This is a genomic window from Pseudomonas kurunegalensis, assembly GCF_030291635.1.
GTDB classification, from domain to species: Bacteria; Pseudomonadota; Gammaproteobacteria; order Pseudomonadales; family Pseudomonadaceae; genus Aquipseudomonas; species Aquipseudomonas monteilii.
Map to the genome: position 1 here is coordinate 1,468,962 of NZ_CP127871.1, position 23,872 is coordinate 1,492,833.

The following is a 23,872-nucleotide window of genomic DNA, read 5'->3' on the forward strand; positions in this document are numbered from 1 at the left end:
GGTCAGAAACGTGGCCCTGTTCACAAGGTTATCCACAATAAATGTGGATAACCTGTTCCGCGTGGAGGCTCCATGAGCGCACCTTGGAATTTCGCCCGTTTCCTGCCCCTGGCCGAGCGCCTGCTCAGCCGTGGCCGGTTGCCGGCCCTGCTGTTCGCCGTGGCCCGCAAAGGCCCGCGCATCGGCCAATTGCGCGAGGACGTGAAACTGCTTCAGTCGCTGTGCCTGGCATGGTGGCGCGGCGAATACCGTGCCATCAGTCCCAAGGCCCTGGTCACCATCGTGGCCGGCCTGCTGTATTTCGTCAGCCCTATCGATGCCATCCCCGACTGGCTGCTGGGCGTGGGCTTGCTCGATGACATTGCAGTGCTGGGCTGGGTATTGAAGACCGTGGCCGATGAGCTGGCGCGCTTCCGGGCCTGGCGCGACAGCCAGGCACCCGAGCGGCTGCGTGTGGTCGAGCGCCTGCCCGCAAGCCCCGAAGCGCTGCGCCTGGAGCGCAATACGCAGTGAAAACCGCCTGAACTGCACCTCAACCGGACAGACCCCGGAGTTGGTAATATAATTGGCATAAGGGTTATGCCTACGGATTACATGCTGTAATCCTTTTTAAAGGGGTTTGTAATGGGTATTCAGGTCATCAGCCGGGACGGTCAGCCCGAGTACGCCGTGGTTCCCTGGGAGCAGTACCAGGCGCTGCTCAAGGCAGCAGGGCAGGCACCTGCCGAGGCAGTTGTCAGCGAACAGGCCGCCGCCGCCGTTGCGCCGTTGCCGGCGTTCAGTGAAGTTGCACAGATTCGCCAGGCCAAGGGCATCGCCCCTGAGCAGCTGGCGCGCAATGTCGGGGTAAGCCCGGCCTACCTGGCCATGATCGAATCGGGCGAACGCCAGCCGGATGCAGCCATCCGCCGCGCCTTGGCCTGGCACCTGGGGGTGGCTGGCTGGAGCGAGCCGTCATGAGCCAGGTCAGGATCAGCCGTCAGCACTGGGACAACCTGCTGGGCGAGCTTGACCTGGCCCGCCGTCAACGTCACTTGCTGACCTACCGAGCGCTGATCGAGCGCTTGCAACTGCCCAGCCCGGCCATGCAGACGCTGACCGCCGCGCTGGAATACCTGGCGGTGCTGGATGCCCGCGCCGAGCAGCCGCTGCGCAGCTCGCTGGTGATCAGCCAAGGCGCCAGCCGCTTGCCGCGTACCGGCTTTTTTGAATGTGTCGAACGGCTAGGGCGGTTTGCCGGGCCGGTGGATGGCATGGAGGCGGCGTCGTGGCATGCTTCCGAGGTGGTTCGGGTGTTTGAGTACAGCTACCCCGAAACTGCCTGATTGTTAGTAGCAGCGCTGTCCTTTGTAGGAGCGGCCTTGTGTCGCGATCGGGCTGCGCAGCAGCCCCAGGATTTAAGCGTCAAGGCATGGATTGCCGGGGCCGCTGTGCGGCCCGATCGCGACACAAGGCCGCTCCTACAGGTACTGCACCGCTGTAGGGGGGAGCGCATGCCGGTGGATCAATCCACAACCCTTGCCATCGGCATCAACCACCTCCAATACATCCAGATGCTGATGCCGCCCAAACAGCTCCAGCAGCTGCCCAATGGTGGCATTCAACCGCACTGTCGGTTGCTCGGCCTGCGGCATGCTCGTCAGCACCGGTAGCTCGCGCACCCCCAACTCCTGCGGCCGCCCCAGCAGGTACCCCTGCACAAGGTCGACGCCCATCTCCCTCAGCACCGCCAGTTCCTCCGCAAGCTCGATCCCTTCGGCAATCACCTGCGCCTTCGACGCCCGGGCAATCTGCAGGATCGAGCCAACGAACTCGCGCTTGAGCGGGTCGCGGTGGATGCCGTCGATGAAGTGCCGGTCGATCTTCACGTACTCAGGGCGCAGCTCCGACCACAGCCGCAGGCTGGAATAGCCCGCCCCCAGGTCGTCGATGGCAATCGAAAAGCCCATGTCCCGGTAGTGGTGCAGGGCATTGGACAAGAGCTGGAAGTCGTCGGTGGGGGTGTGCTCGGTCAGCTCGATCACTACCCGGCTGGGCGGCAGGCCGACCTGCTCCAGCAGTTTCAGGGTCAGGCCGGACGGGTAGTGTGGCTCCAGCAGCGATTCTGGCGAGATGTTGAGAAACAGCTTGCCCTGCAATTGCTGCTCGCTGAAGTGACGGCAGGCGCTTTCCCGGCAGACGGCTTCCAGTTCGGTCAGGCGGCCAGCCTGGCGGGCGATGGTAAACAGGTTCAACGGCGCGTGCAGCGGGCTGTTGGACGGGCCACGGCTCAGCGCTTCATGGCCGAACACCCGCTGTTCGCTCAGGCACATGATCGGCTGGAACAGGCTGTGAATACTGCGTTGAGCCAGGATGGCACTCAAGGCACTGAGCTGTTCGGCAACGGTCATGACGTATTCCTGAAAATGAAAGGGCCGGGCATCTGCATGCCCGGCCCCCGTATTTCACGACAGCGCGATGACTGTTTGATGACAGGTCACATTATTCTGCCATCATCGTTGCAGCGCCTTACTTCTTGGCCACCTTGGTGCTGGCACTGAGATAGTCGATCAGGATGCGACCGGTTTCCGACAGGTAGGCGTCGTCTTCCGGCTTGGTGTTTTCGTCCTCGGTCGGCAGCGCGTCCTCGTCTTCTTTCTTCAGCTCTTTCAGCGGCTCTTCACCCTTGGCCTTGCGGCGGATGTTTTCCAGTGCCAGCTGCTTGGCTTCGATGTCATCGTGGCGCGCACGGCGCTCCTGCTCGTTGAGGCTGACGGTTTTTTCGTTCATCAGCTTCTGGGTCAGGGCCAGGCGGTCGCGAATGTAGGTGAACTCGGCATCCTTGTCGCTGCGCGCTTCATGCTGTGCCTTGAGCTGGGCCAGGAACGGCTTGAACGGGTCCGCCGCAGGCTTCACCACCGGGCGGATGGTGTCCCATGGCATCGCCTCGGGCAGGGCGCTCTCGCCGATTTCCTTGGTGTCGATGATCGACGGGTAGTCGATGTCCGGCAGCACGCCCTGGTGCTGGGTGCTCTGCCCGGAAACCCGGTAGAACTTGGCCAGGGTCAGCTTCAGCTCGCCATGGTTGAGCGGCTGGATGGTCTGCACGGTGCCTTTGCCGAAGGTCTGGCCGCCGATGATCAGTGCGCGGTGGTAGTCCTGCATGGCACCGGCGAAAATCTCCGAAGCCGAGGCCGACAGGCGGTTCACCAGCAACGCCAGCGGGCCTTTGTAGAAGGCGCCCGGGTTTTCATCTTCCAGCACGTCGACGCGGCCGTCGCTGTTGCGCACCAGCACGGTCGGGCCTTTTTCGATGAACAGGCTGGTCAGCTCGGTGGCTTCCTGTAGCGAGCCGCCACCGTTGTTGCGCAGGTCGATGACCACGCCGTCGACTTTCTCTTTCTGCAGTTCGGTGAGCAGCTTCTTCACGTCACGCGTGGTGCTCTTGTACTCAGGGTCACCGGCGCGGTAGGCCTTGAAGTCCAGGTAGAAGGCCGGGATCTCGATGATGCCCAGCTTGTAGTCACGCCCGTCCTGCTTCAGCTTGAGCACCGACTTCTTGGCCGCCTGCTCTTCAAGCTTCACGGCTTCACGGGTGATCGACACGATCTTGCTGGTCTGGTCGCTAGGTGCATTGCTGGCCGGGATGATCTCCAGGCGCACCACCGAGCCTTTCGGGCCGCGGATCAGCTTGACCACTTCGTCCAGGCGCCAGCCGACCACGTCGACCATTTCCTTGTTGCCCTGGGCCACGCCGATGATCTTGTCGGCCGGGGCCACTTGCTTGGTCTTGGCTGCCGGGCCTGCCGGTACCAGGCGCACGATCTTGACCTGGTCATTGTCGCTTTGCAGCACCGCACCGATGCCTTCGAGCGACAGGCTCATGTTGATGTCGAAGTTTTCGGCGTTGTCCGGCGACAGGTAGTTGGTGTGCGGGTCGTAGGACTGGGCGAAGGTGTTGATGTAGGCCTGGAAGATATCCTCGGCACGGGTCTGGTCCAGGCGCGCCAGCTGGTTCTTGTAGCGCTTGGTCAGGGTTTCCTGGATCTGCTTGGGTTCCTTGCCGGCGATCTTCTGGCGCAGCACTTCGTCTTTCACGCGCTTGCGCCACAGGTCGTCGAGCTCGGCCTGGTCCTTCATCCACGGTGCGTCCTTGCGGTCGATCAGCAAGGTTTCCTTGGTGGTGAAGTCGATCTTGTCCACGCCCTTGTTCAGCTCGGCCAGGGCGAAGTCCAGGCGTTGCTTGACGCGGTCGAGGTAGCGTTTGTAGATGGTGAAGCCCGGGTCCAGGTTACCGCTCTTGAGGAAATCGTCGAATTGCGTTTTCCACTTGTCGAACTCGGCAATGTCGGCGGCGGTGAAGTAGCTGCGTGCCGGGTCCAGCAGCTTGATGTAGCTGTCGTAGATGATGACCGAACGCGCATCGTCCAGCGGCGGCTTGCTGTAGTGGTGGCGTTTGAGCAATTCCACCACGTTGAGGCTGGCGACGATCTCGTCGCGGTCCGGCTGCAGGCTGTCCCATTTGTTGGCGGCCGCCGCATTGCCGCCGAGCGTGAGGCTGCCAAGGCCGATCATGACGGCGAGGGCGGTGCTTGGTAGGAAATGCTTCATGCTGATTCGACGTGGAGGCAATTGATCACGCATAGTAGGCCGTCTTTTCCGTTGCCGGTTCCATGGAGCCGGGCAAATACTGCAAAAAGCCTGAGGTAAGCATCCCCAGGCCCAGTCATGATTCAACTATGGAGGCACTGTGAAGGCATTGCAAGGCGTTGACGGACATGTGGAGTGGGTCGAGGCCGAACGCCCGGCCTGTGACGCGGGCCAAGTGCGCATTCGCGTGGCTGCTGCGGGCCTGAACCGCGCCGATCTGCTGCAGATGAAAGGTTTGTACCCGCCACCGCCAGGCGCCAGCCCGTACATGGGCCTGGAGTGTGCCGGGGTGGTTGAGGAAGTGGGCGCCGGTGCCGACTGGCGCGTGGGCGACCGTGTGTGCGCGCTGTTGGCCAGTGGCGCCATGGCCGAGGAAGTGGTGGTCGATGCGCGTCACGTGCTGCCCGTGCCCGAGGGCCTGAGCCTGCATGAAGCCGCGGCGTTGCCAGAGGTGTATGCCACCGCCTGGTTGAACATCTTCCAGCTCGGTGCTGTGAAGGCTGGCGAGAAGGTGCTGGTGCATGCTGGCGCCAGTGGTGTGGGCTCGGCCGCCATCCAGCTGTGCAAGGCGTTTGGCAGCCCGGTGTGGGTCAGTGTCGGCTCACCGGATCGCCTGGCCTACTGTGAAGCGCTGGGCGCGACAGGGGGCGTGGTACGTAACGAAAACCTGGACGCGCTGGAAGGCTTCGGCCCGTTCGACGTGATTCTCGACCCGGTGGGCGCCAGCTACGGCGAGCTCAACCTCAAGCTGCTGGCCCGCGACGGGCGCTGGGTGATCATTGGCCTGATGGGGGGGCGCAAGTTCGAGCTGGACCTGGCGCTGGTGCTGGGCAAGCGCCTGGAGATTACCGGCTCCACGCTGCGCAACCGCGATGACGGCTTCAAGGCCGAGCTGCTGCGCGAACTGCAACAGCAGGTGTGGCCGCTGTTTGCCGAAGGGCGCTTGTCGCCGCAACTGGTTGATACCTACCCGGTGGAGTTTGCCCAGGCGGCGTATGCGGAGCTTGAGAGCAATCAGGTGTCGGGCAAGTTGGTGATGATCATAGACCCTGGCTTGACTTGACATTGCCGGGGCTGCTTTGCAGCCCATCGCGACACAAGGCCGCTCCTACAAGGGAATGCGATCTCCTGTAGGAGCGGCCTTGTGTCGCGAAAGGGGCGCAAAGCGCCCCCATGGCCATCAGCTCCAGCTCAAGACCGGCCAGCCATTTTTCTCGGCATGCTCCCTGAGTACCGCATCCGGGTTCACCACATGCGGATGATCCACCTTCAACAACAACGGCAAATCATTCCGTGAATCGGAATAGAAACTCGCCCCCTCCAGATTCTCCTGTTCCTGATCCAGCCACTCCAGCAGCCGCGTAATCTTGCCTTCGCGATACGTCAGCACCCCATGGGTCTTGCCGGTATACACCCCGTTCACCGCCTCCAGCTCGATCGCCAGGTATTCGTCCACCCCCAGGCGTGCCGCAATCGGCCCGACCAGGTGCGTACCCGAAGCGGAAATGATCAGGATACGGTCCCCGCGCTTGCGGTGTTCGGCAATGCAGCGGCAGGCGTCGCCATAGATGATCGGCTCGATCACCTCTTCAACCCACGGCTCAACCAGATGCTCGACTTCTTCCAGGGTGCGCCCGGCCATCGGCTCCAGGCTGAAGGCCATGTAGTCCTCCATCTGCAGGTGGCCCTTGCCGTAGGCTTCCATCAGTTCACGGTCGCGGCGCAGGAAGTCCTTGCCGTCGACCCAGCCCAGCCGGGCCATCTGCTCGCTCCACAGCGACGCGCAGTCGCCGTGGATCAGGGTTTCGTCCAGATCGAAAATTGCCAGTGCCATCGTGTTGAATCTCCTTAGGCCACTTCCCGCAGCGCCGTGGGGTCGATCGACAAGCTTACCCGTTTTCCGTCCGCGTGCAGGTCGGCCGGCGAGCGGTTGAGCACGTCGACCACCAGCTCCACGTCGCGCACTTGCACGCGGTAGCGGATCACGTTGCCCAGCAAGCTGTGGCTGCGTACCTGGGCGTCCAGTTCGCCGTGTATGCCCAGTGTGATCGACTCCGGGCGGATCGCCAGGCGGCTGGCCACCGGGCGTTGCAGCAGGCGGCTGGCGCTGTCGGCATCGAGCAGGTTGTAGTTGCCGATAAAGCCGGCGGCAAACAGGTCCACCGGCGCGGTATAGAGGGTTTCGGCATCGCCGCTCTGGACGATGCGCCCCTGGTTCATCAGGAAGATGCGGTCGGACATCGTCAGCGCTTCTTCCTGGTCGTGGGTGACGAAGATGGTGGTCAGCCCCAGCTCGCGCTGGATGGCCCGGATCTGCTCACGCAGGTGCTTGCGAATACGCGCATCCAGTGCCGACAGCGGCTCGTCGAGCAGCAGCAGGCGAGGGCGGGTGACCAGCGAACGGGCCAGGGCCACGCGCTGGCATTGGCCGCCAGACAACTGGTGCGGGTAACGCCCGGCGAAGCTGCCCAGCTCCACCAGGTCCAGTGCCTCGCGCACCCGTACCTGGCTCTCATCGGCCTTGACCTTCTGCATGCGCAGGCCAAAGGCCACGTTCTGCTCCACGGTCATGTTGGGGAACAGCGCATAGCTCTGGAACACCATGCCGATGCCACGCTTTTGCGGGCTCACGGGCACGATGTCGTGGCCGTCCAGCAGGATCTGCCCGCTGTCCACCGGGGTCAGCCCGGCGATGCAGCGCAGCAAGGTGGACTTGCCGCAACCGGACGGGCCCAGCAGGGTGACGAACTCGCCGCGTTCGATGTGGCAGTCGATGTTCTCGAACACCGGGCTGCCGGCGTAGCTTTTTTGCAGTTTCTGTACGCTGACGAAGCTCATGTCAGGTCTTGTCCTTGTTCAGGCGGTTGGCGACCCAGGTCAGTACCAGCACGAAGGCGAAATAGGAGATCACCAGCGCACTGTTGAAGTGGCCGCTGCTGTTGCGCATGTTGTTCAGGTACACCTGCAGGGTCTCGTAACGGGTGCCGACCAGCAGGTTGGCGAACACGAACTCGCCAAACAGGAACGAAAACGACAGCAGCAACGCCACCATCAGGCCCTTGCGCAGGTTCGGCAGCACTACCAGCAGCGCGGCCTGCCAGGTGCTGGCGCCCAGCAGTTGGGCAGCGTCCATCAGGTCGCGCAGGTTGATGGCTTGCAGGTTGTTGGTGATGGCCCGGTACATGAACGGCAGGGCGATGGTGAAGTAGCAGCCGATCAGGATCCACGGCGTGCCGACCATGGCCATCGGCCCGCTGCCGTACAGCTGCAACAGCCCCACCGACGACACCACCGGCGGCACCGCGAAGGGCAGCAGGATGAGAATGTTCATCAGCGCGTCCAGCCTGGGAAAGTGGTAATGCACCACGAACAGCAGCGGCAGAATCAGCACCACCGACAGCAGCAGTGCGCCCACGCACACCAGCAACGACTGGCCGAAAGCGGCCAGGAAGCGTGGCTCGCTCCACAGCGCCACATACCATTTCAGGGTCAGGCCGCTGGGCAGCAGGCTGGCAGACCAGCTGGTGGCCAGCGAGTAGAGCAGGGTGCCGGCCAGTGGCAGCAGCAGGATCAGGAACAGCAGGTAGACCACGGCGCGGTGGTACCAGCCGCCGGAACGGGCGTCAGCGCGCATGGTAGCTCCTCTTCAACAGCCATTGGTGCACCACCGTGACCAGCGTCATCAGCCCCACCAGCACCATCGCAAGGGCGCTGGCCAGGTTCGGGTCGAGGCTGATGTCGCCGGCCACCAGGCCAGCGATACGGATCGGCAGTACGTTGAAATTGCCGGTGGTCAGCGCGTACACGGTGGCATAGGCACCGAGCGCGTTGGCCAGCAGGATGACGAAGGTGCCCAGCAGTGCCGGGGTGAGTACCGGCAGGCCGATGTGCCGCCAGTATTGCCAGTGGCTGGCGCCCAGCAGCGCGGCCGACTCGCGCCAGTCTTCACGCAGGGCGTCGAAGGCGGGGTACAGCAGCAACACACCCAGCGGAATCTGGAAGTAGGTGTACACCAGGATCAGGCCGCTCTTGGAATAGATGCTGAAGTCTTCCAGCAGGCCGATCTGCTTCAGCAGCAGGGTCAGTGCACCGTTGAAACCGAGCAGGATGATGAAGGCGAACGCCAGCGGCACCCCGGCAAAGTTGCTGGTCATGTTGGCGAAGGCGCTGACGAAATCGCGCAGTTTCGAGTCCACCTGGCGCAGCGAGTAGGCGCCGAGGGTGGCGATGACGATGCCGAACAGGCTCGACCAGAAGCTGATCTCCAGGCTGCGTTGCAGCGCTTGCAAATAGAACTTCGAGGTGAACACCTTGCTGAAGTTGTCCACGCCCCAGCCCGCCTCCGATTGCAGGCTGTTGATCGCCACCCAGGCCAGCGGGGCGACCTGGAAGATGACGAAGAACACGGCGAACGGCAGCAGGCAGAGCAGGGCCAGATAGCGACCACGGTTCACTTGAGCAACTCCCGGCACACCGTCTTGTCGTGCGCGGCGCCCAGCAGTTCACAGATGGTCCCGCACAGCTCGGTCTGCAGCGGCTTGGCCGCCGGGTCCAGGCTGAAGGCGTCGCCAAAGACGAACAGCGGCACTTCGCGCTCTTCGGTCAGCAGCCCATTGTGCGAGCGATCGTTGTTCATGCCGTGGTCGGCGGTGACCAGCACCTGGTAACCCTCTTCCAGCCAGCCTGGCAGGTAGTCGGCCAGCAGGATGTCGGCGCTGCGTGCGGCGTTGCGGTACTGGCTGCTGTCCAGGCCGTGGCGGTGGCCGACGTCGTCGATGCTCATCGGGTGCACCAACAGGAAGTTGGGTGCGTGGCGGCGGCGCAGGTACTCACCGTCGGCCAGCAGGTGCGAGTCGGGGTAGCGGTCGTCCCAGTAGAACAACCCATGCTGGATCGGCAGCTTCGGCGCGTGGGTGTGGCGGTCGCGCTGCGGGTCGAAGGGTGAGCGGTTATACAGCTCGCTCATCCAGTGATAGGCCGCTGCTGCGGTGCCCAGGTTGGCCTCGCGGGCGTAGTGGAACACGCTGCGCTGGTTGGACAGGCGGTTGACGTTGTTGTGCACGATGCCGCTGTCGATGGGGGGCACGCCGGTGAGGATGCACTCGTACAGCGGCCGCGACAGCGACGGCAGTTCGCATTCCACGCGGTACAGCGCGGCACGGTCGGCCTCGACGTAGGCGTGCAGGTGGCCCATGGCGTGGTGGGCGACCTGGTAGTTGAGACCGTCCAGCAGGACCAGGATGACGTTGTGTTGCATGGTGGCTCCAGTTGGTCAAGCGACAAGCTGCAAGCCTCAAGCTGCAAGTAAAAGCAGATCCGCTTCTACTTGCAGCTCGAAGCTAGCAGCTTACAGCTGCTTCATTCCATCTCGATGATCACTTGCTCTTGCCACATCTGCGGCAGTTTCTTCGAGGTGGCTTCCCAGGCTTCGGCATTCTTGATCGGCTGCGCCGCCTTGTACTGCTCGTTCGGCAGCAACTTGGCCTGCACGTCCGCCGGCAGCGTCAGGTGCTCGGCACGGATCGGCCGGGCATGCCCCTTGGCCAGGTTGATCTGCCCGGCATCGCTGAAGATGTATTCACGCGTCAGCTTGGCCGCATTGGGGTGCTTGGCGTACTTGTTGATGATGGTGGTATAGCCGGAGATCACCGTACCGTCCGACGGGATCAGCACTTCAAAGCGCTTGGGGTCGATCTGCTCGCGGTAGCTCAGGCCGTTGAAGTCCCACACCACGCCGACTTCCACCTCGCCCTTTTCCAGGGTCTGGATGGTCGGGTTGGCCAGCGACAGGCGCTTCTGTTGGGCCAGCTTGGTGAACAGCTGTAAGCCCGGCGCCACGTTGCTTTCGTCACCTTTGTAGGCAATGGCTGCAGCCAGCACGCCGTTGGCCGCCTGGGCGGCGGTACCGACGTCGCCGATGGCGACTTTGTACTTGCCTTTTTCCAGGTCATGCCAGGAAGCCGGGCGGTCGCCTTCCTTCACCAGGTCCTTGTTGATGATGAAGGCAATGGTGCCGGTATAGGCCAGCGCCCAGTGGCCGTCCTTGTCCTTGGCCCAGTCCGGCACCTGGTCCCAGGTGCTCGGCTTGTACGGCTGGCTCACGCCCTTGGTCACGGCGATGGGGCCGAAGGCGGCACCCACGTCGCCGATGTCGGCGCTGGCGTTGTCCTTCTCGGCTTCGAACTTGGCAATTTCCTGGGCCGAGCTCATGTCGGTGTCGCTGTGCTTGAGGCCGTACTTGCTGGCCAGGTCTTCCCAGGTGCCTTTCCAGTTGGCCCAGGCATCGGGCATGCCCACGCTGTTGACGGTGCCTTCCTTGCGGGCGGCGTCTTCCAGGGCCTTGAGGTCCGCGGCCATGGCCGAGGTGCAGAACGCGATAGCCGAACCGAGCAGTGACGCCATGAACAACTTTTTCATCCGTAGCTCCTTGGGTGGGTGCCTTTTTACGATCGTTGTTATGAGTGAAGCCGTTGCCTGGAACCTTTGGTCTAGGTCAGCAAACCTTGAGCCAAGGTAGGCCGCTTGCGTGACAGTTTGATGTAGGGAAGGGCGCGCTCAGCGTGTCAAAGGCCCTTGGCTCTACAGCGTAGACCATGGTGAACCCCCGGTTTTGCTGGGCTGGCCCGATTCTGGCAACGGCACGGTTGCAGCGTTGTCACGGGATGTTCATCAGCCCTGCCTAGGCTTGCACTATTCTCCAGGTGCCCTGTTATGGGGCTGGACTAGTCCAGATAGGTAACCTTTGATGCAGTCGATGCCACCGCGTGCGGTAACAGCCATCTGCCATGCCCTGCAGGAGCAGATCGAGCACGGCCTGCTGGCCCCGGGGGGCAAGCTGCCGGCCGAGCGCAAACTCAGTGAGGTGTTCGACACGACGCGCATCACCCTGCGTGAGGCGCTGGCGCAGCTGGAGGCCCAGGGCCTGATCTACCGTGAAGAACGCCGCGGCTGGTTCGTTGCGCCCGAGCGGCTGACCTACGACCTGATCGAACGCAGTCACTTCCATGCCATGGTGCGCGACCAAGGGCGGGTGGCCAGTACCGAGCTGCTGTCGGCGCGCTTGCAGCCAGCCTCGGCGGCCATCTGCGCACGCTTGCAGCTTCCGGCCTTGTCCAGTGTGGTGCGTATCTGCCGGTTACGGCGGATCGATGGGCGGGCGGTGCTGTATGCCGAGCATTACCTCAACCCCCGGTACTTTCCGGGGATTCTCGAACAGGACCTGGCGCAATCGCTTACCGAGATTTATGGGCGGGTGTATGGCATCCGGTACGGGCAGGTGTGCTTCGAGATCCTGCCGACGGCGTTGCCGGTAGAGGCGGCGGGGGCGTTGAAGGTGTCGGCGGGCAGCCCGGGGCTGCACATCACCCGGGTCAACAGTGATCAGCACGGGCACCTGATCGACTGTGACCTGGAGTATTGGCGGCATGATGCCATTCGTATTCGTGCCGTGGCGGGTTAGGGCCTAGCTGGAGGCGCCGGATTGCGCCATTCCACCGCCACCCGCAGTCACCACCTGCACCGACAACCGTGGTGTCGCCAAGTCCAGCCCTGCCTCATCCAGCTGCCGCTTCAGCGCCAGGTTGAAGGCCCGCGACACTTCCCACTGCTTGATCGGCGCCGTCTTGAACCGCGCCCGCAAAATCGCCGACCCCGACTCGAAACTCTCCACCCCTTGCAGTTCCAGTGGCGACCAGATGTTGCGGCGCATCAGCGGGTCATTGCGCAGCTTTTGCCCCACCTCGCGAATCAGCGTGATCGCCTGGTCGATGTTCATGCTGTGCGGAATCGCCACACGGAAAATCGCATAGCCAAACTCCCGCGAGTAGTTCTTGATGCTCTTGATCTCGCTGAACGGGATGGTATGCACGATGCCGTCAATGTCCCGCAGGCGCACGGTACGAATGGTCAGCCCCTCCACCGTGCCCAGGTGCCCACCCACGTCCACGTAGTCGTCGATGGCCAGCGAGTCCTCGATGATGATGAACAGCCCGGTGATCAGGTCCGCCACCAGCGACTGCGCGCCAAAGCCGATGGCCAGGCCGATCACACCGGCACCGGCCAGCAGCGGGGTGACGTTCATGCCCATGTTGGCCAGGGCGACGATCACCGCGATGATGAAGATGACCACGAACATCACGTTGCGGATCAACGGCATCATGGTTTGCGCACGGGCGTTGGCCAGGCCCCGGCGCGAGCGCACCAGGGCATGGTGCACGGCGGTGTCGGCAAGGATCCACACCAGCCAGGCGACGATCAGTGTGCCGGCAAGGCCCAGCAGGCGCAGGCTGATGTCGTGGCCGTCGCCCTCTGCGAAGCTGATCATCGACAGGCCCCACACGCGCAGGCCCAGCTCGATGAATACCAGCCAGATGAACAGGTGTACCAGCAGGTAGCCGAAGTTGCGCAGGCGCTCGGCATACACGGCCTGGCGCTTGTTGGCGCGTTTGGGGTTGGCAGCATGGCGGCGTACCAGGCCGTTCAGCACCATGCACACCACCACCAGCACCGTGCACATCAGTGATTGGCGCAGGGCGGTGCTGGTGTCGCCCGCCGAGACGAAGGTGGCGAACAGCGAGACGGCCACCAGAATCAGTGCCGGAATGAACCAGAAGCTGCCGAGAATTTCGATGGTGTCGCTCAGGGTGCGCCGGGTCAGGCGCCGCGACAGCGGCTGGTTGCGGATCAGGTGGGCGATGGGGCGGCGAAAGCGCAGGATGAACAGCCCGGTGCACAGCGCGGCGATGACGTTGGCCAGGGTGGCCAAGGCATGGGCCAGGTGGGTACCCAGTGCAACCAGCATGCGCGGGTCGCTCATGGCCTCGCCAAACGCAGCGAAGCTGCCGATCAGCCACAACGGGCGGAATGCCTGGCGCCGCAGGATGTGCAGGGCGCGGTGGCGGTGCGGGCCGTCCAGCAGCGAGAAGGCGATGACGCAGATGGCCGAGAAGCAAGTGCCCACGACCAGTGCGTAGGCCAGCACCATGGCCAGCGATTTGCCCAGCGACGGCGGCAGCACGAAGCTCAGGTAAACGGTGAATACCAGCGCCACCAGCCATGGGCCGAGCTTGCGCAAGGCAAAGCGCACCAGGTCCCAGGTGCGCGGGTGTTGCGGCAGTTCTTCGCTCAGGCCAAAGCGCAGGCGTATCCGGTGGCCGACCCAGTTGAAGGCATAGGCCAGCACACTCCATACGGCAATGACGGCGGCAAAGCCGAACAGGATGGCTGGCCACTGGTGCACCGGCACCATCAGTTCGGTCAGTTCCGCCTGGGCCTGTTCGATTTCCGCCGCCCAGCGATGGAACGGGCTGGCATCACCGCTGAACTGTTTTTCGAAGTCATGCAGGGCGCCGCCGATCAGCCCGAGCACGCCCTGTTCGACGCTGGGTTGCGACTGCCTGGTCGCGTCGCGCAGCTTTTTCAGGTCGGCCAGCAGCTTGGCCCGCTGTTGGTCGTTTTCGAGGTTCTTGATCACCTCGTCCAGCGACTTGCCCAGCGGCTCGGTGGCCTCCGGTTGCGCAGGCGCACTGCCACCCAGCAGGCCAGGCAGGCCCGCCGCCTGTACCGGGGTGATGAACAGCAACAGCAGCAGGAACAGGTAACGCAGGAGGGCAGGCACTGGCAAATCTACCTCAGGTCAAACGATTGACCGAGTGTAGAGGTTTATGACGGCAGTTTCTCAAGGATCTTCCAGCAGGTGAGGCCGAAGATACCCAAGGTGCCGATCCACATCATCAGTACACCGATATTGCGTTCGCGCATGCTGAAGCCGATGGTCAGCAGCATCAGGAACAGGAACACCGGCACGAACAGGGACAGAAACGGGGACATGGACAGCAATCCTTTTGCAGTGGGGCCATGTATCAAGCATAGCGCTTGGCAAGCGAGGCGGGATTGACCTTGAGCAGGTCCGACCCTTTCGCGGATAAACCCGCGATAGGGCCGGACCTCTCTACATCAAGGCAACTCGCGGCTACGGTAGAAGGCAGTCAGCACCTTCACCAGGTGCGCCAGGTCATGGCTGCCGCACAGTTCACGAATCGAATGCATGGCAAAGGTCGGCAGCCCGATGTCCACCGTGCGCACACCCAGGTGGCTGGCGGTGATCGGCCCGATGGTCGAACCACAGCCCATGTCGCTGCGCACCACAAAGCTCTGCACCGGCACTTCCTCGGCCATGCACAGGTGGCGGAAGAACCCGGCGGTTTCGCTGTTGGTGGCGTAGCGCTGGTTGTTGTTCACCTTGATCACCGGCCCGGCATTCAGTTTCGGCCCGTGGTTGCCGTCGTGCTTGTCGGCGTAGTTGGGGTGCACGCCGTGGGCGTTGTCCGCCGACACCATCAGCGAGCGCTGAATGGTGCGCACGTAGGCGTCGCCATCCGGCAGCAGGCGCTGCAGGGTCTGCTCCAGCATCGGGCCATCGGCGCCGCAGGCCGAGCAGCTGCCGACTTCTTCGTGGTCGTTGCACACCAGCACGCAGGTTTCATCACTGTCGGCGGCCAGCAAGGCTTGCAGGCCGGCGTAGCACGACAGCAGGTTGTCCAGGCGGGCGCCGGCGATGAAGTCGCCGTTCAGGCCGACCAGTGCGGCGTCCTGGGTGTCGTAGAAGCTCAGCTCGTAATCCAGCACCACGTCGGCGATCAGCTCGTGCTCGCGGGCCAGTTGCTCGGTGAGCAGGGCGCGGAAGTCGATGCGCTCGTCTCCGGCCACTTGGGCGAGGATGGGCGGTAGCTCGTTCTGCGGGTTGATCGCCCAGCCTTCATTGGCGGTGCGGTTCAGGTGAATGGCCAGGTTGGGGATGATCGCGATCGGCAGCTTGAAGTCGATCAGCTGGCTTTCAACCTTGCCGTCACGGCGGTAGGTAACGCGCCCGGCCAGCGACAGGTCGCGGTCGAACCATGGCGCCAGCAGGGCACCGCCATACACCTCGACACCCAGTTGCAGGAAGCCCTGGCGCTGCAGCTCGGGCTGCGGTTTCACCCGCAGGCACGGGCTGTCGGTGTGGGCGCCGACCATGCGGATGCCGTTCAGCAGGGGGGCTTGCTTGCCCAGCTTGATGGCAATGATCGAGGAGTCGTTACGGGTGACGTAATAGCGGCCGCCAGGCACGGTGGCCCAGCTGTCACGCTCGTCCAGGCGCTGGTAGCCGGCCGCTTCCAGGCGCTGGGCCAGGCTGGCGGTGGCGTGGAAGGGCGTGGGGGAGGCCTTGAGGAAGTCGATAAGGCCAGAATTCAGTGCGTCGCGCATAGCTCACTCCAGACAGCAGTGGCGCGAGTTTAGCGTATTAAGTCGACAAATTGTGTCTGCCTCTTCGCGGCTAAAGCCGCGAAGAGGCCTGTGCAGACACTAAACATTCAGAAGGGTGCTGGGCACTCGAACTTCAACCGTTCCCCGGACACCGGGTGGGTAAAGCTCAGCATGGATGCATGCAGGCACAGCCGCTCATGTGCCGCCAGTGCTTCGGGGTTGGCATACAGCCGGTCACCCAGCAGCGGATGCCCGATCGACAGCATGTGCACGCGCAACTGGTGCGAACGCCCGGTAATCGGCGTCAATTCCACTCGGCAGTAGTCACCGCAACGTTCGACGATGCGCCAGAAGGTCAGCGCATGCTTGCCCTGCTCGTGGTCCACCACATGCCGTGGCTTGGTTGGCGGGTCGTAGCGCAGTGGCAGGTCGATGCTGCCGCTGTCCAGCGCCGGTTGGCCCCAGCACAATGCGGTGTAGGCCTTTTCGGTTTCGCGGTCGTGAAACTGGCGGGACAGCTCGCGGTGGCTGTCGGCATCGCGGGCCAGCAGGATGATGCCGGAGGTTTCCCAGTCCAGGCGGTGCACGATCAGCGCATCGGGGTAGCCGTTTTCCTGCAGGCGGGTGATCAGGCAGTCCTTGTTGTCTTCGGCGCGGCCAGGCACCGACAGCAGCAGGGTCGGTTTGTTGATCACCAGGATGGCGGCGTCTTCGTGCAGGATCTGGATGTTGGACAGCGGCATTGCGTGGTCTCTGTTAAATCGGGGAAAGCTATTGGGGCCGCTTTGCGGCCCATCGCGACACAAGGCCGCTCCTACAGGGGAGTGCATTCCCTTGTAGGAGCGGCCTTGTGTCGCGATGGGCTGCATAGCAGCCCCAAATTCCCGGTAGCGCGGATCAGCGATCCGGCAGGGTAATGTTCAGCTCCAGAATCGAGCAGCTGCCCTGGTTTTCCAGCTCGATATGCACATCATCGTTGCCGATGTTCACATACTTGCGGATGACTTCCAGCAGTTCTTTCTGCAGCGCCGGCAGGTAGTCCGGTTCGCTGCGTTGGCCGCGCTCGTGCGCCACGATGATCTGTAGACGCTCTTTCGCTACCGACGCGCTGGTCTGTTTTTGTCTGCCACGAAAGAAGTCAAAAAGGTTCATGGTTTACTTGCCTCCAAACAGGCGCGCGAAGAATCCTTGCTTCGGCACTTCGATGAACCGCAGGGGCTTCTCTTTGCCCAGCAGACGGTCGACGGTGTCGCTGTAGGCCTGGCCGGCATCGCTCTGGTCGTCGAGGATGACCGGGATACCCTGGTTGGAAGCCTTCAGCACGGCCTGGGACTCGGGGATCACGCCCTTGAGCTTGATCGCCAGGATTTCTTCGACGTCGGCGATGCTCAGCATTTCGCCCTTTTCCACGCGCTCGGGGTGGTAGCGGGTGATCAGCAGGTGTTCCTTGATCGGCTCTTCGCCGTTTTCGGAGCGGCGCGACTTGCTCGACAGGATGCCCAGCATGCGGTCGGAGTCACGTACCGAGGACACTTCCGGGTTGGTGACCACGATGGCTTCGTCGGCGAAGTACATGGCCAGGTGCGCGCCTTTCTCGATACCGGCTGGCGAGTCGCAGATGACGAAGTCGAAGTCTTTCTTCAGCTCCATCAGCACCTTTTCAACGCCTTCCTGGGTCAGCGCGTCTTTGTCACGGGTCTGGCTGGCGGCCAGCACGTACAGGTTCTCGAGGCGCTTGTCCTTGATCAGGGCCTGTTGCAGGTTGGCTTCGCCGTTGACCACGTTGACGAAGTCGTACACCACGCGGCGTTCGCAGCCCATGATCAGGTCGAGGTTACGCAGGCCCACGTCGAAGTCGACGATGACGGTCTTGTGGCCGCGCAGTGCGAGGCCGGTACCAATGGCGGCGCTGGTGGTGGTCTTGCCCACACCCCCCTTGCCGGAAGTAACCACGAGAATCTTGGCCAAGGTGTTTCACCCCTAAAATAGTCGGGACACGGGTCCCTGCAAATAACTGAAATAGCTTAAATAACGGCAACGGTAAAAAAGTTGCTCTAAAAATGCTGGCAAGTATCCGTTAAAGACGGGTGATGTTCAACACGTCACCAGACAGGCTGACTTGCACGCCGGTGCCCCACAGCGGGTCGCGGCGCAGGTCTTCGCAGACCTTGTACTGGCCGGCGATGGAGACCATTTCGGCGGTCATCTGCTGGCAGAAGATACGCGCCTTGGTGTTACCTTTGATGCCGGCCAGGGCACGGCCGCGCATGGCGCCGTACACATGGATGTTGCCATCGGCCAGAAGTTCCGCACCCGGGCTGACCGAAGCGGTAACGATCAGGTCGCCACCTTGGGCGTAGATCTGCTGGCCGCCGCGTACCGGCGAGGTGATGATGCGGGTCGGGCGCACTTCGGGTTCCGGGGCCGGTGGTGGTGCCGGGGCCGGCTCGGGCTTCCTGACCACCTCGGGCTCGGGCTCCAGTGGCCGCTCGCGGGCGCCGGAAGGTGGCAGTACCGGCAGGTCGATGGCGATGGCGGCAGCGATGTCCTCGATGCGATTGGCGCGGATGGCCAGGGTACGCAGGCCGTGGTGGCGGCAGATCCGCATCAAGCCGGGCAGGTCAATTGCCCCTTCGTCGGCTGGCAGTTTGTCCAGCGCCAGCACCAGCGGCGTATTGCTGAAGAAGTTCGGTGCCTGGGCGACTTTGGCCGCCAGCTGGCGGTCGAGGGCTTCAAGGTCATTGCGCGCCAGTTCCAGTACGGTAATGGCGAGCATGCTGCCCTTGAGCTGGAACACGGAGGCGGTGTCGGGTGTGTGGTTTGGGCTCATGGTCTGCATAGACGGCTTGTTGCGAAAAAAGTGCCCTGACTTATAACGAGAACACCGGTTGCCCGCAACATGCACTGATCCGTTGTAGAATGCGCGGCCTTTGTCTTTCCGGATGCTTCAATGGAACGCCCGCGTTTTCGTCCCTATTACCTTCACCCCAAGTTCTGGGGCCTGTGGCTGGGCCTGGGCCTGCTGTGGCTGGTGGTCCAGTTGCCGTACCGGGTGCTGTTGAAAATCGGTGCCGGGTTGGGTGCCGTGATGTATCACTTTGCCGGTGAGCGTCGGCGCATTGCCGCACGCAACCTGGAGCTGTGTTTCCCGGAGCTGTCGGTCGACGAACGGCAGCGTTTGCTCAAGGCCAATTTTGCGTCCACCGGTATCGCCTTCTTCGAAATGGCCATGAGCTGGTGGTGGCCCAAGGCCAGGCTGGCGCGCCTGGCCCATGTCGAAGGGCTGGAGCATCTGCAGGCTGCCCAACAGGCAGGGCAGGGCGCCATCCTGATGGCGGTGCACTTCACCACGCTGGAAATCGGCGCGGCGCTGCTGGGCCAGCAGCACACCATCGACGGTATGTACCGCGAGCATGGCAATGCGTTGTTCGACTTCATCCAGCGCAGTGGGCGTGAGCGGCATAACCTCGACTCGCTGGCGGTGGAGCGCGAAGACGTGCGCGGCATGCTCAAGCTGCTGCGTTCGGGGCGTGCGATCTGGTACGCACCGGACCAGGACTACGGCGCCAAGCAGAGCATTTTCGTGCCGCTGTTCGGTATCCCGGCAGCGACGGTAACCGCCACTACCAAGTTTGCCCGGCTGGGCAAGGCGCAGGTGATCCCGTTCACCCAGAAGCGCCTGGAGGATGGCAGCGGCTATCGTCTGGTGATCCACCCGCCGCTGCAAGACTTCCCGGGGGAGAGTGAAGAGGCTGATTGCCTGCGCATCAACCAGTGGGTTGAAAGTGTGTTGCGCGAGTGCCCTGAGCAATACTTGTGGGCGCACCGCCGGTTCAAGTCGCGGCCTGAGGGTGCACCGCGGCTGTATGACAAGAAAAAGCGCTGAAAGCAGCTGAACCAGGAAGGATGCCATGGCCCCACCTCCGGTAACCGGTCTTATCCTTTCTGGCGGTGGCGCCCGCGCCGCCTATCAGGTCGGCGTACTGGCCGGCATCGCCGAGCTGCTGCCCGCCGGGGCGCACAACCCCTTTCCGGTCATTGTCGGCACGTCTGCCGGGGCCATCAACGCGGTCACCCTGGCCAGCGGTGCCACCCATTTCAACGAGGCCGTGCAACGGCTTACCACCTTCTGGCAGAACTTTCGCAGCCACCTGGTCATCCGCAGCGACTGGCCCGGCGTGGTGCGCCAGGCCAGTCGCTTCGTTGGCCACAACCTGTTAGGTATTGGTGGCCCGGCACCCGTGGCATTGCTGGACAGCAGTCCATTGCGAGGCTTGCTGGAGGCACACCTGAACCTGGACGGCATCGGCCATTCCCTGGCCGCCGAGCAGTTGCGCGCCGTGGCAATCACGGCCTTTGGCTACGAGTCTGGCCAGGCGGTGACCTTCTACCAGGGTCGTGGCAGCATCGAGGCCTGGCTGCGCCATCGCCGCATCGGCGTACCCACGCCGCTGACCATCGACCACCTGCTGGCCAGTGCGGCAATTCCGCTGCTGTTCGCCCCGGTGCAACTGGGCGACGAGTATTACGGCGACGGCGCAGTACGCCAGTCGGCGCCCATCAGCCCGGCCTTGCACCTGGGCGCCAGCCGGGTGCTGGTGGTCGGGGTCAGCGGCAACCCGCAGCGGCCAGCGCCGCCGTTGCCGACCCAGCGTGTGTTCAGCGGGCAGCAGCCGAGCCTGGCACAGATTGGCGGGCACATGCTCAACAGCACGTTCATTGACAGCCTGGAAGACGATATCGAACTGCTGCAGCGGCTCAACCACCTGAGCCGGCTGTTGCCGGCGCACCTGGACGCCCGTCGCCTGGGGCTGGCGCCGATCGACGTACTGGTGGTGGCGCCCAGCCAGCCGCTGGACGAGATCGCTGCGCGGCATCGGCGTGAGTTGCCGGCAGCGTTGCGCGTGTTCCTGCGGGGGCCGGGGGCGACGCGGACCAGTGGGGCGGGGGTAATGAGCTATTTGCTGTTCGAGGCGAGTTATTGCAGTGAGCTGATCGAACTGGGGCGGCGGGATGCCTTGGCGAAGAAGCGGGAGCTGTGTCAGTTCCTGGGGATTTGATGTTGCCTGTGCCGGCCTCTTCGCGGGTAAACCCGCTCCTACAACGATTTGGGCTATGCCACAGATCAGTGTAGGAGCGGGTTTACCCGCGAAGAGGCCAGGCCTGCTTACTCGGCTATCTGCAACTTGCGCGCCTGGGTATACACATACCGCACCTTTTCATACTCGAACGGCGAGTTCAGCTGCCCATAGCGGAATTTGGTGGTGTAGCGCTTGTCCACCACCTGCAAGGCAAAGATTTCCGGGTGGTCGGTGCTGGCTTCGGCCACGTTCAGGTAGTTGATGGCCTGCTCGCCCGCATAGTCGACCACCAGCCCGGTGGTATCGCGCAGGTTCGATGGCCCCAGCACAGGCAGCATCAGGTACGGCCCGTCCGGTACGCCGTAGAAGCCCAGGGTCTGGCCAAAGTCTTCGCTCTGACGCGGCAGGCCCATGCTGGTCGCCGGGTCCCATAGCCCACCCACACCGATGATGGTGTTGAACATCAGCCGCGCCGTGATCTCCGCCGAACGCTTGGCTTTCAGCTGCAGCACGCTGTTGAACAGGTTCGGCACATCGCCGATGTTGTTGAAGAAATTGCTCACCCCGGTACGCACGAAGCGCGGGGTGACGTACTGGTAGCCACTCACCAGCGGCAGCAGCACCCATTGGTCCAGGCGGTAGTTGAAGTGGTAGATGCGCCGGTTGATCGACTCCAGCGGGTCGTACACGTTCAGCGCCTCCAGGGTAGAGCGCTCGAACTCGCGCTGGTCCAGACCGGGGTTGAATTTCAACTCGCGCAGCGGGTCGAGAAAGCCGTCTGCTTCGGGCGCCAGCGGTGCGGCAGTCACCTGAGGGTCGGCTTCGACCACGCTGGCCCGTGGGGCGGTTTCGGCGGCCAGCGCGTGGCCGGCGGCAAGCAGGGCAGTGGCGAAGAGGAGTTTGTTAACCACGGAAGAACTCCAGCATGGCGTCACTGTTGACGCGGTAATTGAGGTTGCCGCAATGGCCGCCATGGGGGTAAAGGGTCAGCCGGTCACCGAACACCTTGCGCAGGAAGCCGATATCGCCGGGGCCAAGGATGACGTCGTCAGCGTTGTGCATCACGGCAATCTTGTCGCTGCTGCGCAGGTAGTCTTCCAGGGCATACAGGCTCACCTGGTTGACCAGTTGCAGGATGCTGTTGCCGTCGGTGCGGGCGCGCCACATGGGGATCACCTGCTCGGTCATGTAGCAGTCGAAGTCGCACTGCAGGGCACGTTTGAAGAACGGCGTGAGGCTACTGCCCTCGGTGATCGGGAACTTCGGCGGAATGATCAGGCCACGGCGGTTGATCAGGTCGGAGGTAAAGGCAATGTCGGCCGCCGAGAAGCGGAACGAGGTGCCGATCAGCATGGCCATCTGTTCGTTGGACAAGTGCTGGCGCGACTGCTGGAAGTCGTACAGCAGGGCGTCATTGAGGTCGATGTAGCCCTTGTCCTGGAAGTAGCGCGTGAGCTTTTGCAACATCAGCTCGTAGAAGGTGGTGCTGCGGTCGATGCCCTTGACCTGGGTTTGCACCAGCTTGTCCAGGTTGTTGATCGAGGTGTACAGGTTGACCGGCGGGTTCAGCAGCAGCACGCGCTTGAAGTTGAAGCTGCGGCGGGTTTCGTCCAGGTGGCTGACGAAGGCGGCATCCAGTGCACCCAGGCTGTAGCCGGTGAGGTAGAAGTCACTGACTGGCAGGCGCGGGTGCTGGGCGCGCACGGCCTGCATCACCCGGTACATGTCTTCGGCGTCATCCTTGCTGACACCGGGGGTGGCAAAGCGCGAAGCGGCGCTCATGAAGTCGTAGCTGGTGGGCGACGACAATTGCACTACGTGGAAACCGGCCTGGTAGAACAGCTTTTTCAGGTATTCGTTGATGCTGCTGGTGTACGGTGCGCCGGTACCCGCAATGATGAAGATCAGCGGCGCCTCGCGGTCCTGGCGGGCCAGGCGGTACTTGAGTTTTTTCACTGCCCAGAAGTTGTCGGGCAGGGTGAACTCACGCTCCGGGCGCAGGTTGAGGCTGTAGTCGGACTGGGTGATTTCGTCGTCGCTGGGCAGGGTAGGGCGCTGGTCCGGCGGCGTGGTGGCGATGGTGGCCTCGAACGGGTTGGTCAAGGGGTAGCCATAGCTCGCGGCGTCGATGTCCCGCGCCGAAGCGGCCACAGCCATGAGCAGGCTGCCGAGCAGGGCAGCGAGGCGCAAAGATCGAAGCATGTAGTCCCCCAAAAGAACGCAAGGTCGAGCGGTGTGCAGGCTAGGACCACATCAACGCGGGCAAAGTTGCCTGGCGCGGTGGCCTTTGGTGTGCTGGTTATCTGCAACATAGCTGCAGGGTTGTGATTTTGCCTTACATCGGGGCATAAGCGATCATGGATGCTTTCGATTACCGCTATTGGAGAATGGGATGTCTCGTACGCTGCCGGCTGCGCTGCTTGTGCTGTTTCTGGGGCTGTGGCTTGCGGCCAGTTATGGCGTGCGTTACGGCTTGATGGAGGACGGGCAGTGGGTGGGGTTGTGCACGACACCCGCGGCGTACTGGCAGTGCGAGGTGCGGTCGTTGTTGGGGTTGGGCATTCACCATCAGGTGATGGCCTGGTCCGGGCTGGGCCTTGCGCTGTTGGCGCAGGTGGTGACCGGCCGCACCGGCTGGTGGCTGGCGGTGCTGGCCCTGGTCTTTGCGGTGCCCGCGCTGGTGCTGTATACCGCCAGCATTGCGGTGTTTGCGCTGGTACTGGCGGGGTTGCGGTTGGTCAGGTAACCGCAGGGGGGCTGACAGGCGCATGCCTTGGTTGTTGTGGTGTGGCGCAAATCGAGCGCCGCCCGCGCGGCGCATCGCGAGCAAGCTCGCTCCTACATTTGTTTCGGGCCAGTTATTCCTATGGGTTTTGCGCGCGAAAGCCTTGGCGCATGGCTCGATATTGCGTCGTACA

At 63.1% G+C, this 23,872-nt stretch carries 25 protein-coding genes; 8 read left to right on the top strand and 17 right to left on the bottom strand.

From position 1 onward, the window contains the following. Nucleotides 1-72: 72 nt before the first annotated feature. The 3 genes from QQ992_RS06625 (at nucleotide 73) to QQ992_RS06635 (ending at nucleotide 1,325) form a co-directional block, all read left to right on the top strand. Nucleotides 73-513 (top strand): YkvA family protein, encoded by a 441-nt coding sequence (locus tag QQ992_RS06625; RefSeq protein ID WP_016715511.1) that lies wholly within the window; start codon nucleotides 73-75, stop codon nucleotides 511-513. 111 nt (nucleotides 514-624) lie between these two features. Continuing rightward, complete coding sequence (locus tag QQ992_RS06630) at nucleotides 625-960, top strand: helix-turn-helix domain-containing protein (protein ID WP_119371017.1); 336 nt, start codon at nucleotides 625-627, stop codon at nucleotides 958-960. After that, nucleotides 957-1,325 carry a hypothetical protein gene (locus QQ992_RS06635; RefSeq protein WP_016501064.1) on the top strand — a complete coding sequence of 123 codons (369 nt, stop codon included), beginning with the start codon at nucleotides 957-959 and terminating at the stop codon, nucleotides 1,323-1,325. The genes QQ992_RS06630 and QQ992_RS06635 overlap by 4 nt, the downstream gene beginning before the upstream one ends. A 135-nt stretch (nucleotides 1,326-1,460) precedes the next feature. Here QQ992_RS06635 and QQ992_RS06640 read toward each other — a convergent pair whose 3' ends face one another. Both QQ992_RS06640 and QQ992_RS06645 read right to left on the bottom strand, forming a co-directional pair. Then, nucleotides 1,461-2,390: an EAL domain-containing protein gene (locus QQ992_RS06640; RefSeq protein WP_286112687.1), complete on the bottom strand. Its 930-nt coding sequence runs from the start codon at nucleotides 2,388-2,390 to the stop codon at nucleotides 1,461-1,463. A gap of 118 nt (nucleotides 2,391-2,508) precedes the next feature. Continuing rightward, complete coding sequence (locus QQ992_RS06645; protein WP_177410256.1) at nucleotides 2,509-4,590, bottom strand: carboxy terminal-processing peptidase; 2,082 nt, start codon at nucleotides 4,588-4,590, stop codon at nucleotides 2,509-2,511. A gap of 139 nt (nucleotides 4,591-4,729) precedes the next feature. Between QQ992_RS06645 and QQ992_RS06650 the strand changes: the two genes are divergently transcribed. After that, nucleotides 4,730-5,692 (top strand): NAD(P)H-quinone oxidoreductase, encoded by a 963-nt coding sequence (locus tag QQ992_RS06650; RefSeq protein WP_286112689.1) that lies wholly within the window; start codon nucleotides 4,730-4,732, stop codon nucleotides 5,690-5,692. 117 nt (nucleotides 5,693-5,809) lie between these two features. Here QQ992_RS06650 and QQ992_RS06655 read toward each other — a convergent pair whose 3' ends face one another. From QQ992_RS06655 to QQ992_RS06680, 6 genes are all read right to left on the bottom strand, one after another. Further along, entirely contained in the window at nucleotides 5,810-6,463 is a 654-nt protein-coding gene (locus QQ992_RS06655) for an HAD family hydrolase (protein ID WP_286112690.1), read from the bottom strand. A 14-nt stretch (nucleotides 6,464-6,477) separates the two neighbouring features. Then, nucleotides 6,478-7,467: an ABC transporter ATP-binding protein gene (locus QQ992_RS06660; RefSeq protein ID WP_016715517.1), complete on the bottom strand. Its 990-nt coding sequence runs from the start codon at nucleotides 7,465-7,467 to the stop codon at nucleotides 6,478-6,480. A 1-nt stretch (nucleotide 7,468) separates the two neighbouring features. Then, nucleotides 7,469-8,263 (bottom strand): ABC transporter permease, encoded by a 795-nt coding sequence (locus tag QQ992_RS06665; protein ID WP_119371011.1) that lies wholly within the window; start codon nucleotides 8,261-8,263, stop codon nucleotides 7,469-7,471. Beyond that, nucleotides 8,253-9,083, bottom strand: a complete 831-nt coding sequence (locus tag QQ992_RS06670; protein WP_119371010.1) for an ABC transporter permease — start codon at nucleotides 9,081-9,083, stop codon at nucleotides 8,253-8,255. Before QQ992_RS06670 ends, QQ992_RS06665 begins: the two co-directional genes overlap by 11 nt. Then, nucleotides 9,080-9,886, bottom strand: coding sequence for an alkaline phosphatase family protein (locus tag QQ992_RS06675; protein ID WP_027609476.1), 807 nt, complete (start codon nucleotides 9,884-9,886; stop codon nucleotides 9,080-9,082). The genes QQ992_RS06670 and QQ992_RS06675 overlap by 4 nt, the downstream gene beginning before the upstream one ends. Nucleotides 9,887-9,987: 101 nt before the next feature. Next, nucleotides 9,988-11,046, bottom strand: coding sequence for an ABC transporter substrate-binding protein (locus QQ992_RS06680; RefSeq protein WP_286112691.1), 1,059 nt, complete (start codon nucleotides 11,044-11,046; stop codon nucleotides 9,988-9,990). Nucleotides 11,047-11,374: 328 nt separating this feature from the next. On the opposite strand from QQ992_RS06680, the gene QQ992_RS06685 reads away from it, so the two are divergent. Then, on the top strand, nucleotides 11,375-12,088 hold the full coding sequence (locus tag QQ992_RS06685; protein ID WP_105945952.1) for a UTRA domain-containing protein: 714 nt from the start codon (nucleotides 11,375-11,377) through the stop codon (nucleotides 12,086-12,088). 3 nt (nucleotides 12,089-12,091) lie between these two features. Here QQ992_RS06685 and QQ992_RS06690 read toward each other — a convergent pair whose 3' ends face one another. The 7 genes from QQ992_RS06690 to minC form a co-directional block, all read right to left on the bottom strand. Further along, nucleotides 12,092-14,245 (bottom strand): mechanosensitive ion channel family protein, encoded by a 2,154-nt coding sequence (locus QQ992_RS06690; RefSeq protein WP_286112693.1) that lies wholly within the window; start codon nucleotides 14,243-14,245, stop codon nucleotides 12,092-12,094. A gap of 44 nt (nucleotides 14,246-14,289) precedes the next feature. Beyond that, nucleotides 14,290-14,457, bottom strand: coding sequence for a hypothetical protein (locus QQ992_RS06695; protein ID WP_016715524.1), 168 nt, complete (start codon nucleotides 14,455-14,457; stop codon nucleotides 14,290-14,292). 126 nt (nucleotides 14,458-14,583) lie between these two features. After that, nucleotides 14,584-15,873, bottom strand: a complete 1,290-nt coding sequence (locus QQ992_RS06700) for a M18 family aminopeptidase (protein ID WP_016715525.1) — start codon at nucleotides 15,871-15,873, stop codon at nucleotides 14,584-14,586. Nucleotides 15,874-15,980: 107 nt separating this feature from the next. After that, nucleotides 15,981-16,616: an RluA family pseudouridine synthase gene (locus QQ992_RS06705; protein WP_011532730.1), complete on the bottom strand. Its 636-nt coding sequence runs from the start codon at nucleotides 16,614-16,616 to the stop codon at nucleotides 15,981-15,983. 154 nt (nucleotides 16,617-16,770) lie between these two features. Further along, nucleotides 16,771-17,025 (bottom strand): cell division topological specificity factor MinE, encoded by a 255-nt coding sequence (gene minE / locus QQ992_RS06710; protein ID WP_003252572.1) that lies wholly within the window; start codon nucleotides 17,023-17,025, stop codon nucleotides 16,771-16,773. A 3-nt stretch (nucleotides 17,026-17,028) separates the two neighbouring features. Beyond that, nucleotides 17,029-17,841: a septum site-determining protein MinD gene (minD, locus tag QQ992_RS06715; protein ID WP_016715526.1), complete on the bottom strand. Its 813-nt coding sequence runs from the start codon at nucleotides 17,839-17,841 to the stop codon at nucleotides 17,029-17,031. Between the two features lie 109 nt (nucleotides 17,842-17,950). Continuing rightward, nucleotides 17,951-18,712, bottom strand: a complete 762-nt coding sequence (minC, locus tag QQ992_RS06720; protein ID WP_019097103.1) for a septum site-determining protein MinC — start codon at nucleotides 18,710-18,712, stop codon at nucleotides 17,951-17,953. 111 nt (nucleotides 18,713-18,823) lie between these two features. On the opposite strand from minC, the gene QQ992_RS06725 reads away from it, so the two are divergent. Together QQ992_RS06725 and QQ992_RS06730 are read left to right on the top strand one after the other, a co-directional pair. Continuing rightward, nucleotides 18,824-19,759 carry a lipid A biosynthesis lauroyl acyltransferase gene (locus QQ992_RS06725; RefSeq protein ID WP_104834137.1) on the top strand — a complete coding sequence of 312 codons (936 nt, stop codon included), beginning with the start codon at nucleotides 18,824-18,826 and terminating at the stop codon, nucleotides 19,757-19,759. A 25-nt stretch (nucleotides 19,760-19,784) separates the two neighbouring features. Continuing rightward, a complete protein-coding gene (locus QQ992_RS06730; protein WP_286112694.1) occupies nucleotides 19,785-20,933 on the top strand; it encodes a patatin-like phospholipase family protein in 1,149 nt (382 codons plus the stop codon). A 107-nt stretch (nucleotides 20,934-21,040) separates the two neighbouring features. On the opposite strand, the gene QQ992_RS06735 is transcribed toward QQ992_RS06730, so the two are convergent. Continuing rightward, on the bottom strand, nucleotides 21,041-21,865 hold the full coding sequence (locus QQ992_RS06735) for an MlaA family lipoprotein (RefSeq protein WP_016715530.1): 825 nt from the start codon (nucleotides 21,863-21,865) through the stop codon (nucleotides 21,041-21,043). Then, nucleotides 21,858-23,156: a serine/threonine protein kinase gene (locus tag QQ992_RS06740; protein WP_119371006.1), complete on the bottom strand. Its 1,299-nt coding sequence runs from the start codon at nucleotides 23,154-23,156 to the stop codon at nucleotides 21,858-21,860. Before QQ992_RS06740 ends, QQ992_RS06735 begins: the two co-directional genes overlap by 8 nt. A 190-nt stretch (nucleotides 23,157-23,346) precedes the next feature. On the opposite strand from QQ992_RS06740, the gene QQ992_RS06745 reads away from it, so the two are divergent. Further along, the gene (locus tag QQ992_RS06745; protein ID WP_119371005.1) at nucleotides 23,347-23,700 is read left to right on the top strand and encodes a hypothetical protein; all 354 of its coding nucleotides are present in this window, start codon (nucleotides 23,347-23,349) and stop codon (nucleotides 23,698-23,700) included. Nucleotides 23,701-23,872: the final 172 nt, after the last annotated feature.

Excerpts from the sequence above, each read along its gene's own strand:
- QQ992_RS06730 (WP_286112694.1), top strand. The coding sequence starts at position 19,785 with ATGGCCCCACCTCCGGTAACCGGTCTTATCCTTTCTGGCGGTGGCGCC.
- QQ992_RS06640 (WP_286112687.1), bottom strand. The coding sequence starts at position 2,390 with ATGACCGTTGCCGAACAGCTCAGTGCCTTGAGTGCCATCCTGGCTCAA.
- minE (WP_003252572.1), bottom strand. The coding sequence starts at position 17,025 with ATGAACCTTTTTGACTTCTTTCGTGGCAGACAAAAACAGACCAGCGCG.
- QQ992_RS06705 (WP_011532730.1), bottom strand. The coding sequence starts at position 16,616 with ATGCCGCTGTCCAACATCCAGATCCTGCACGAAGACGCCGCCATCCTG.
- QQ992_RS06665 (WP_119371011.1), bottom strand. The coding sequence starts at position 8,263 with ATGCGCGCTGACGCCCGTTCCGGCGGCTGGTACCACCGCGCCGTGGTC.
- QQ992_RS06675 (WP_027609476.1), bottom strand. The coding sequence starts at position 9,886 with ATGCAACACAACGTCATCCTGGTCCTGCTGGACGGTCTCAACTACCAG.
- QQ992_RS06700 (WP_016715525.1), bottom strand. The coding sequence starts at position 15,873 with ATGCGCGACGCACTGAATTCTGGCCTTATCGACTTCCTCAAGGCCTCC.
- QQ992_RS06630 (WP_119371017.1), top strand. The coding sequence starts at position 625 with ATGGGTATTCAGGTCATCAGCCGGGACGGTCAGCCCGAGTACGCCGTG.
- QQ992_RS06745 (WP_119371005.1), top strand. The coding sequence starts at position 23,347 with ATGTCTCGTACGCTGCCGGCTGCGCTGCTTGTGCTGTTTCTGGGGCTG.
- QQ992_RS06685 (WP_105945952.1), top strand. The coding sequence starts at position 11,375 with ATGCAGTCGATGCCACCGCGTGCGGTAACAGCCATCTGCCATGCCCTG.
- QQ992_RS06660 (WP_016715517.1), bottom strand. The coding sequence starts at position 7,467 with ATGAGCTTCGTCAGCGTACAGAAACTGCAAAAAAGCTACGCCGGCAGC.
- QQ992_RS06695 (WP_016715524.1), bottom strand. The coding sequence starts at position 14,457 with ATGTCCCCGTTTCTGTCCCTGTTCGTGCCGGTGTTCCTGTTCCTGATG.
- QQ992_RS06740 (WP_119371006.1), bottom strand. The coding sequence starts at position 23,156 with ATGCTTCGATCTTTGCGCCTCGCTGCCCTGCTCGGCAGCCTGCTCATG.
- QQ992_RS06635 (WP_016501064.1), top strand. The coding sequence starts at position 957 with ATGAGCCAGGTCAGGATCAGCCGTCAGCACTGGGACAACCTGCTGGGC.
- QQ992_RS06725 (WP_104834137.1), top strand. The coding sequence starts at position 18,824 with ATGGAACGCCCGCGTTTTCGTCCCTATTACCTTCACCCCAAGTTCTGG.
- minC (WP_019097103.1), bottom strand. The coding sequence starts at position 18,712 with ATGCAGACCATGAGCCCAAACCACACACCCGACACCGCCTCCGTGTTC.
- QQ992_RS06680 (WP_286112691.1), bottom strand. The coding sequence starts at position 11,046 with ATGAAAAAGTTGTTCATGGCGTCACTGCTCGGTTCGGCTATCGCGTTC.
- QQ992_RS06645 (WP_177410256.1), bottom strand. The coding sequence starts at position 4,590 with ATGAAGCATTTCCTACCAAGCACCGCCCTCGCCGTCATGATCGGCCTT.
- QQ992_RS06625 (WP_016715511.1), top strand. The coding sequence starts at position 73 with ATGAGCGCACCTTGGAATTTCGCCCGTTTCCTGCCCCTGGCCGAGCGC.
- QQ992_RS06655 (WP_286112690.1), bottom strand. The coding sequence starts at position 6,463 with ATGGCACTGGCAATTTTCGATCTGGACGAAACCCTGATCCACGGCGAC.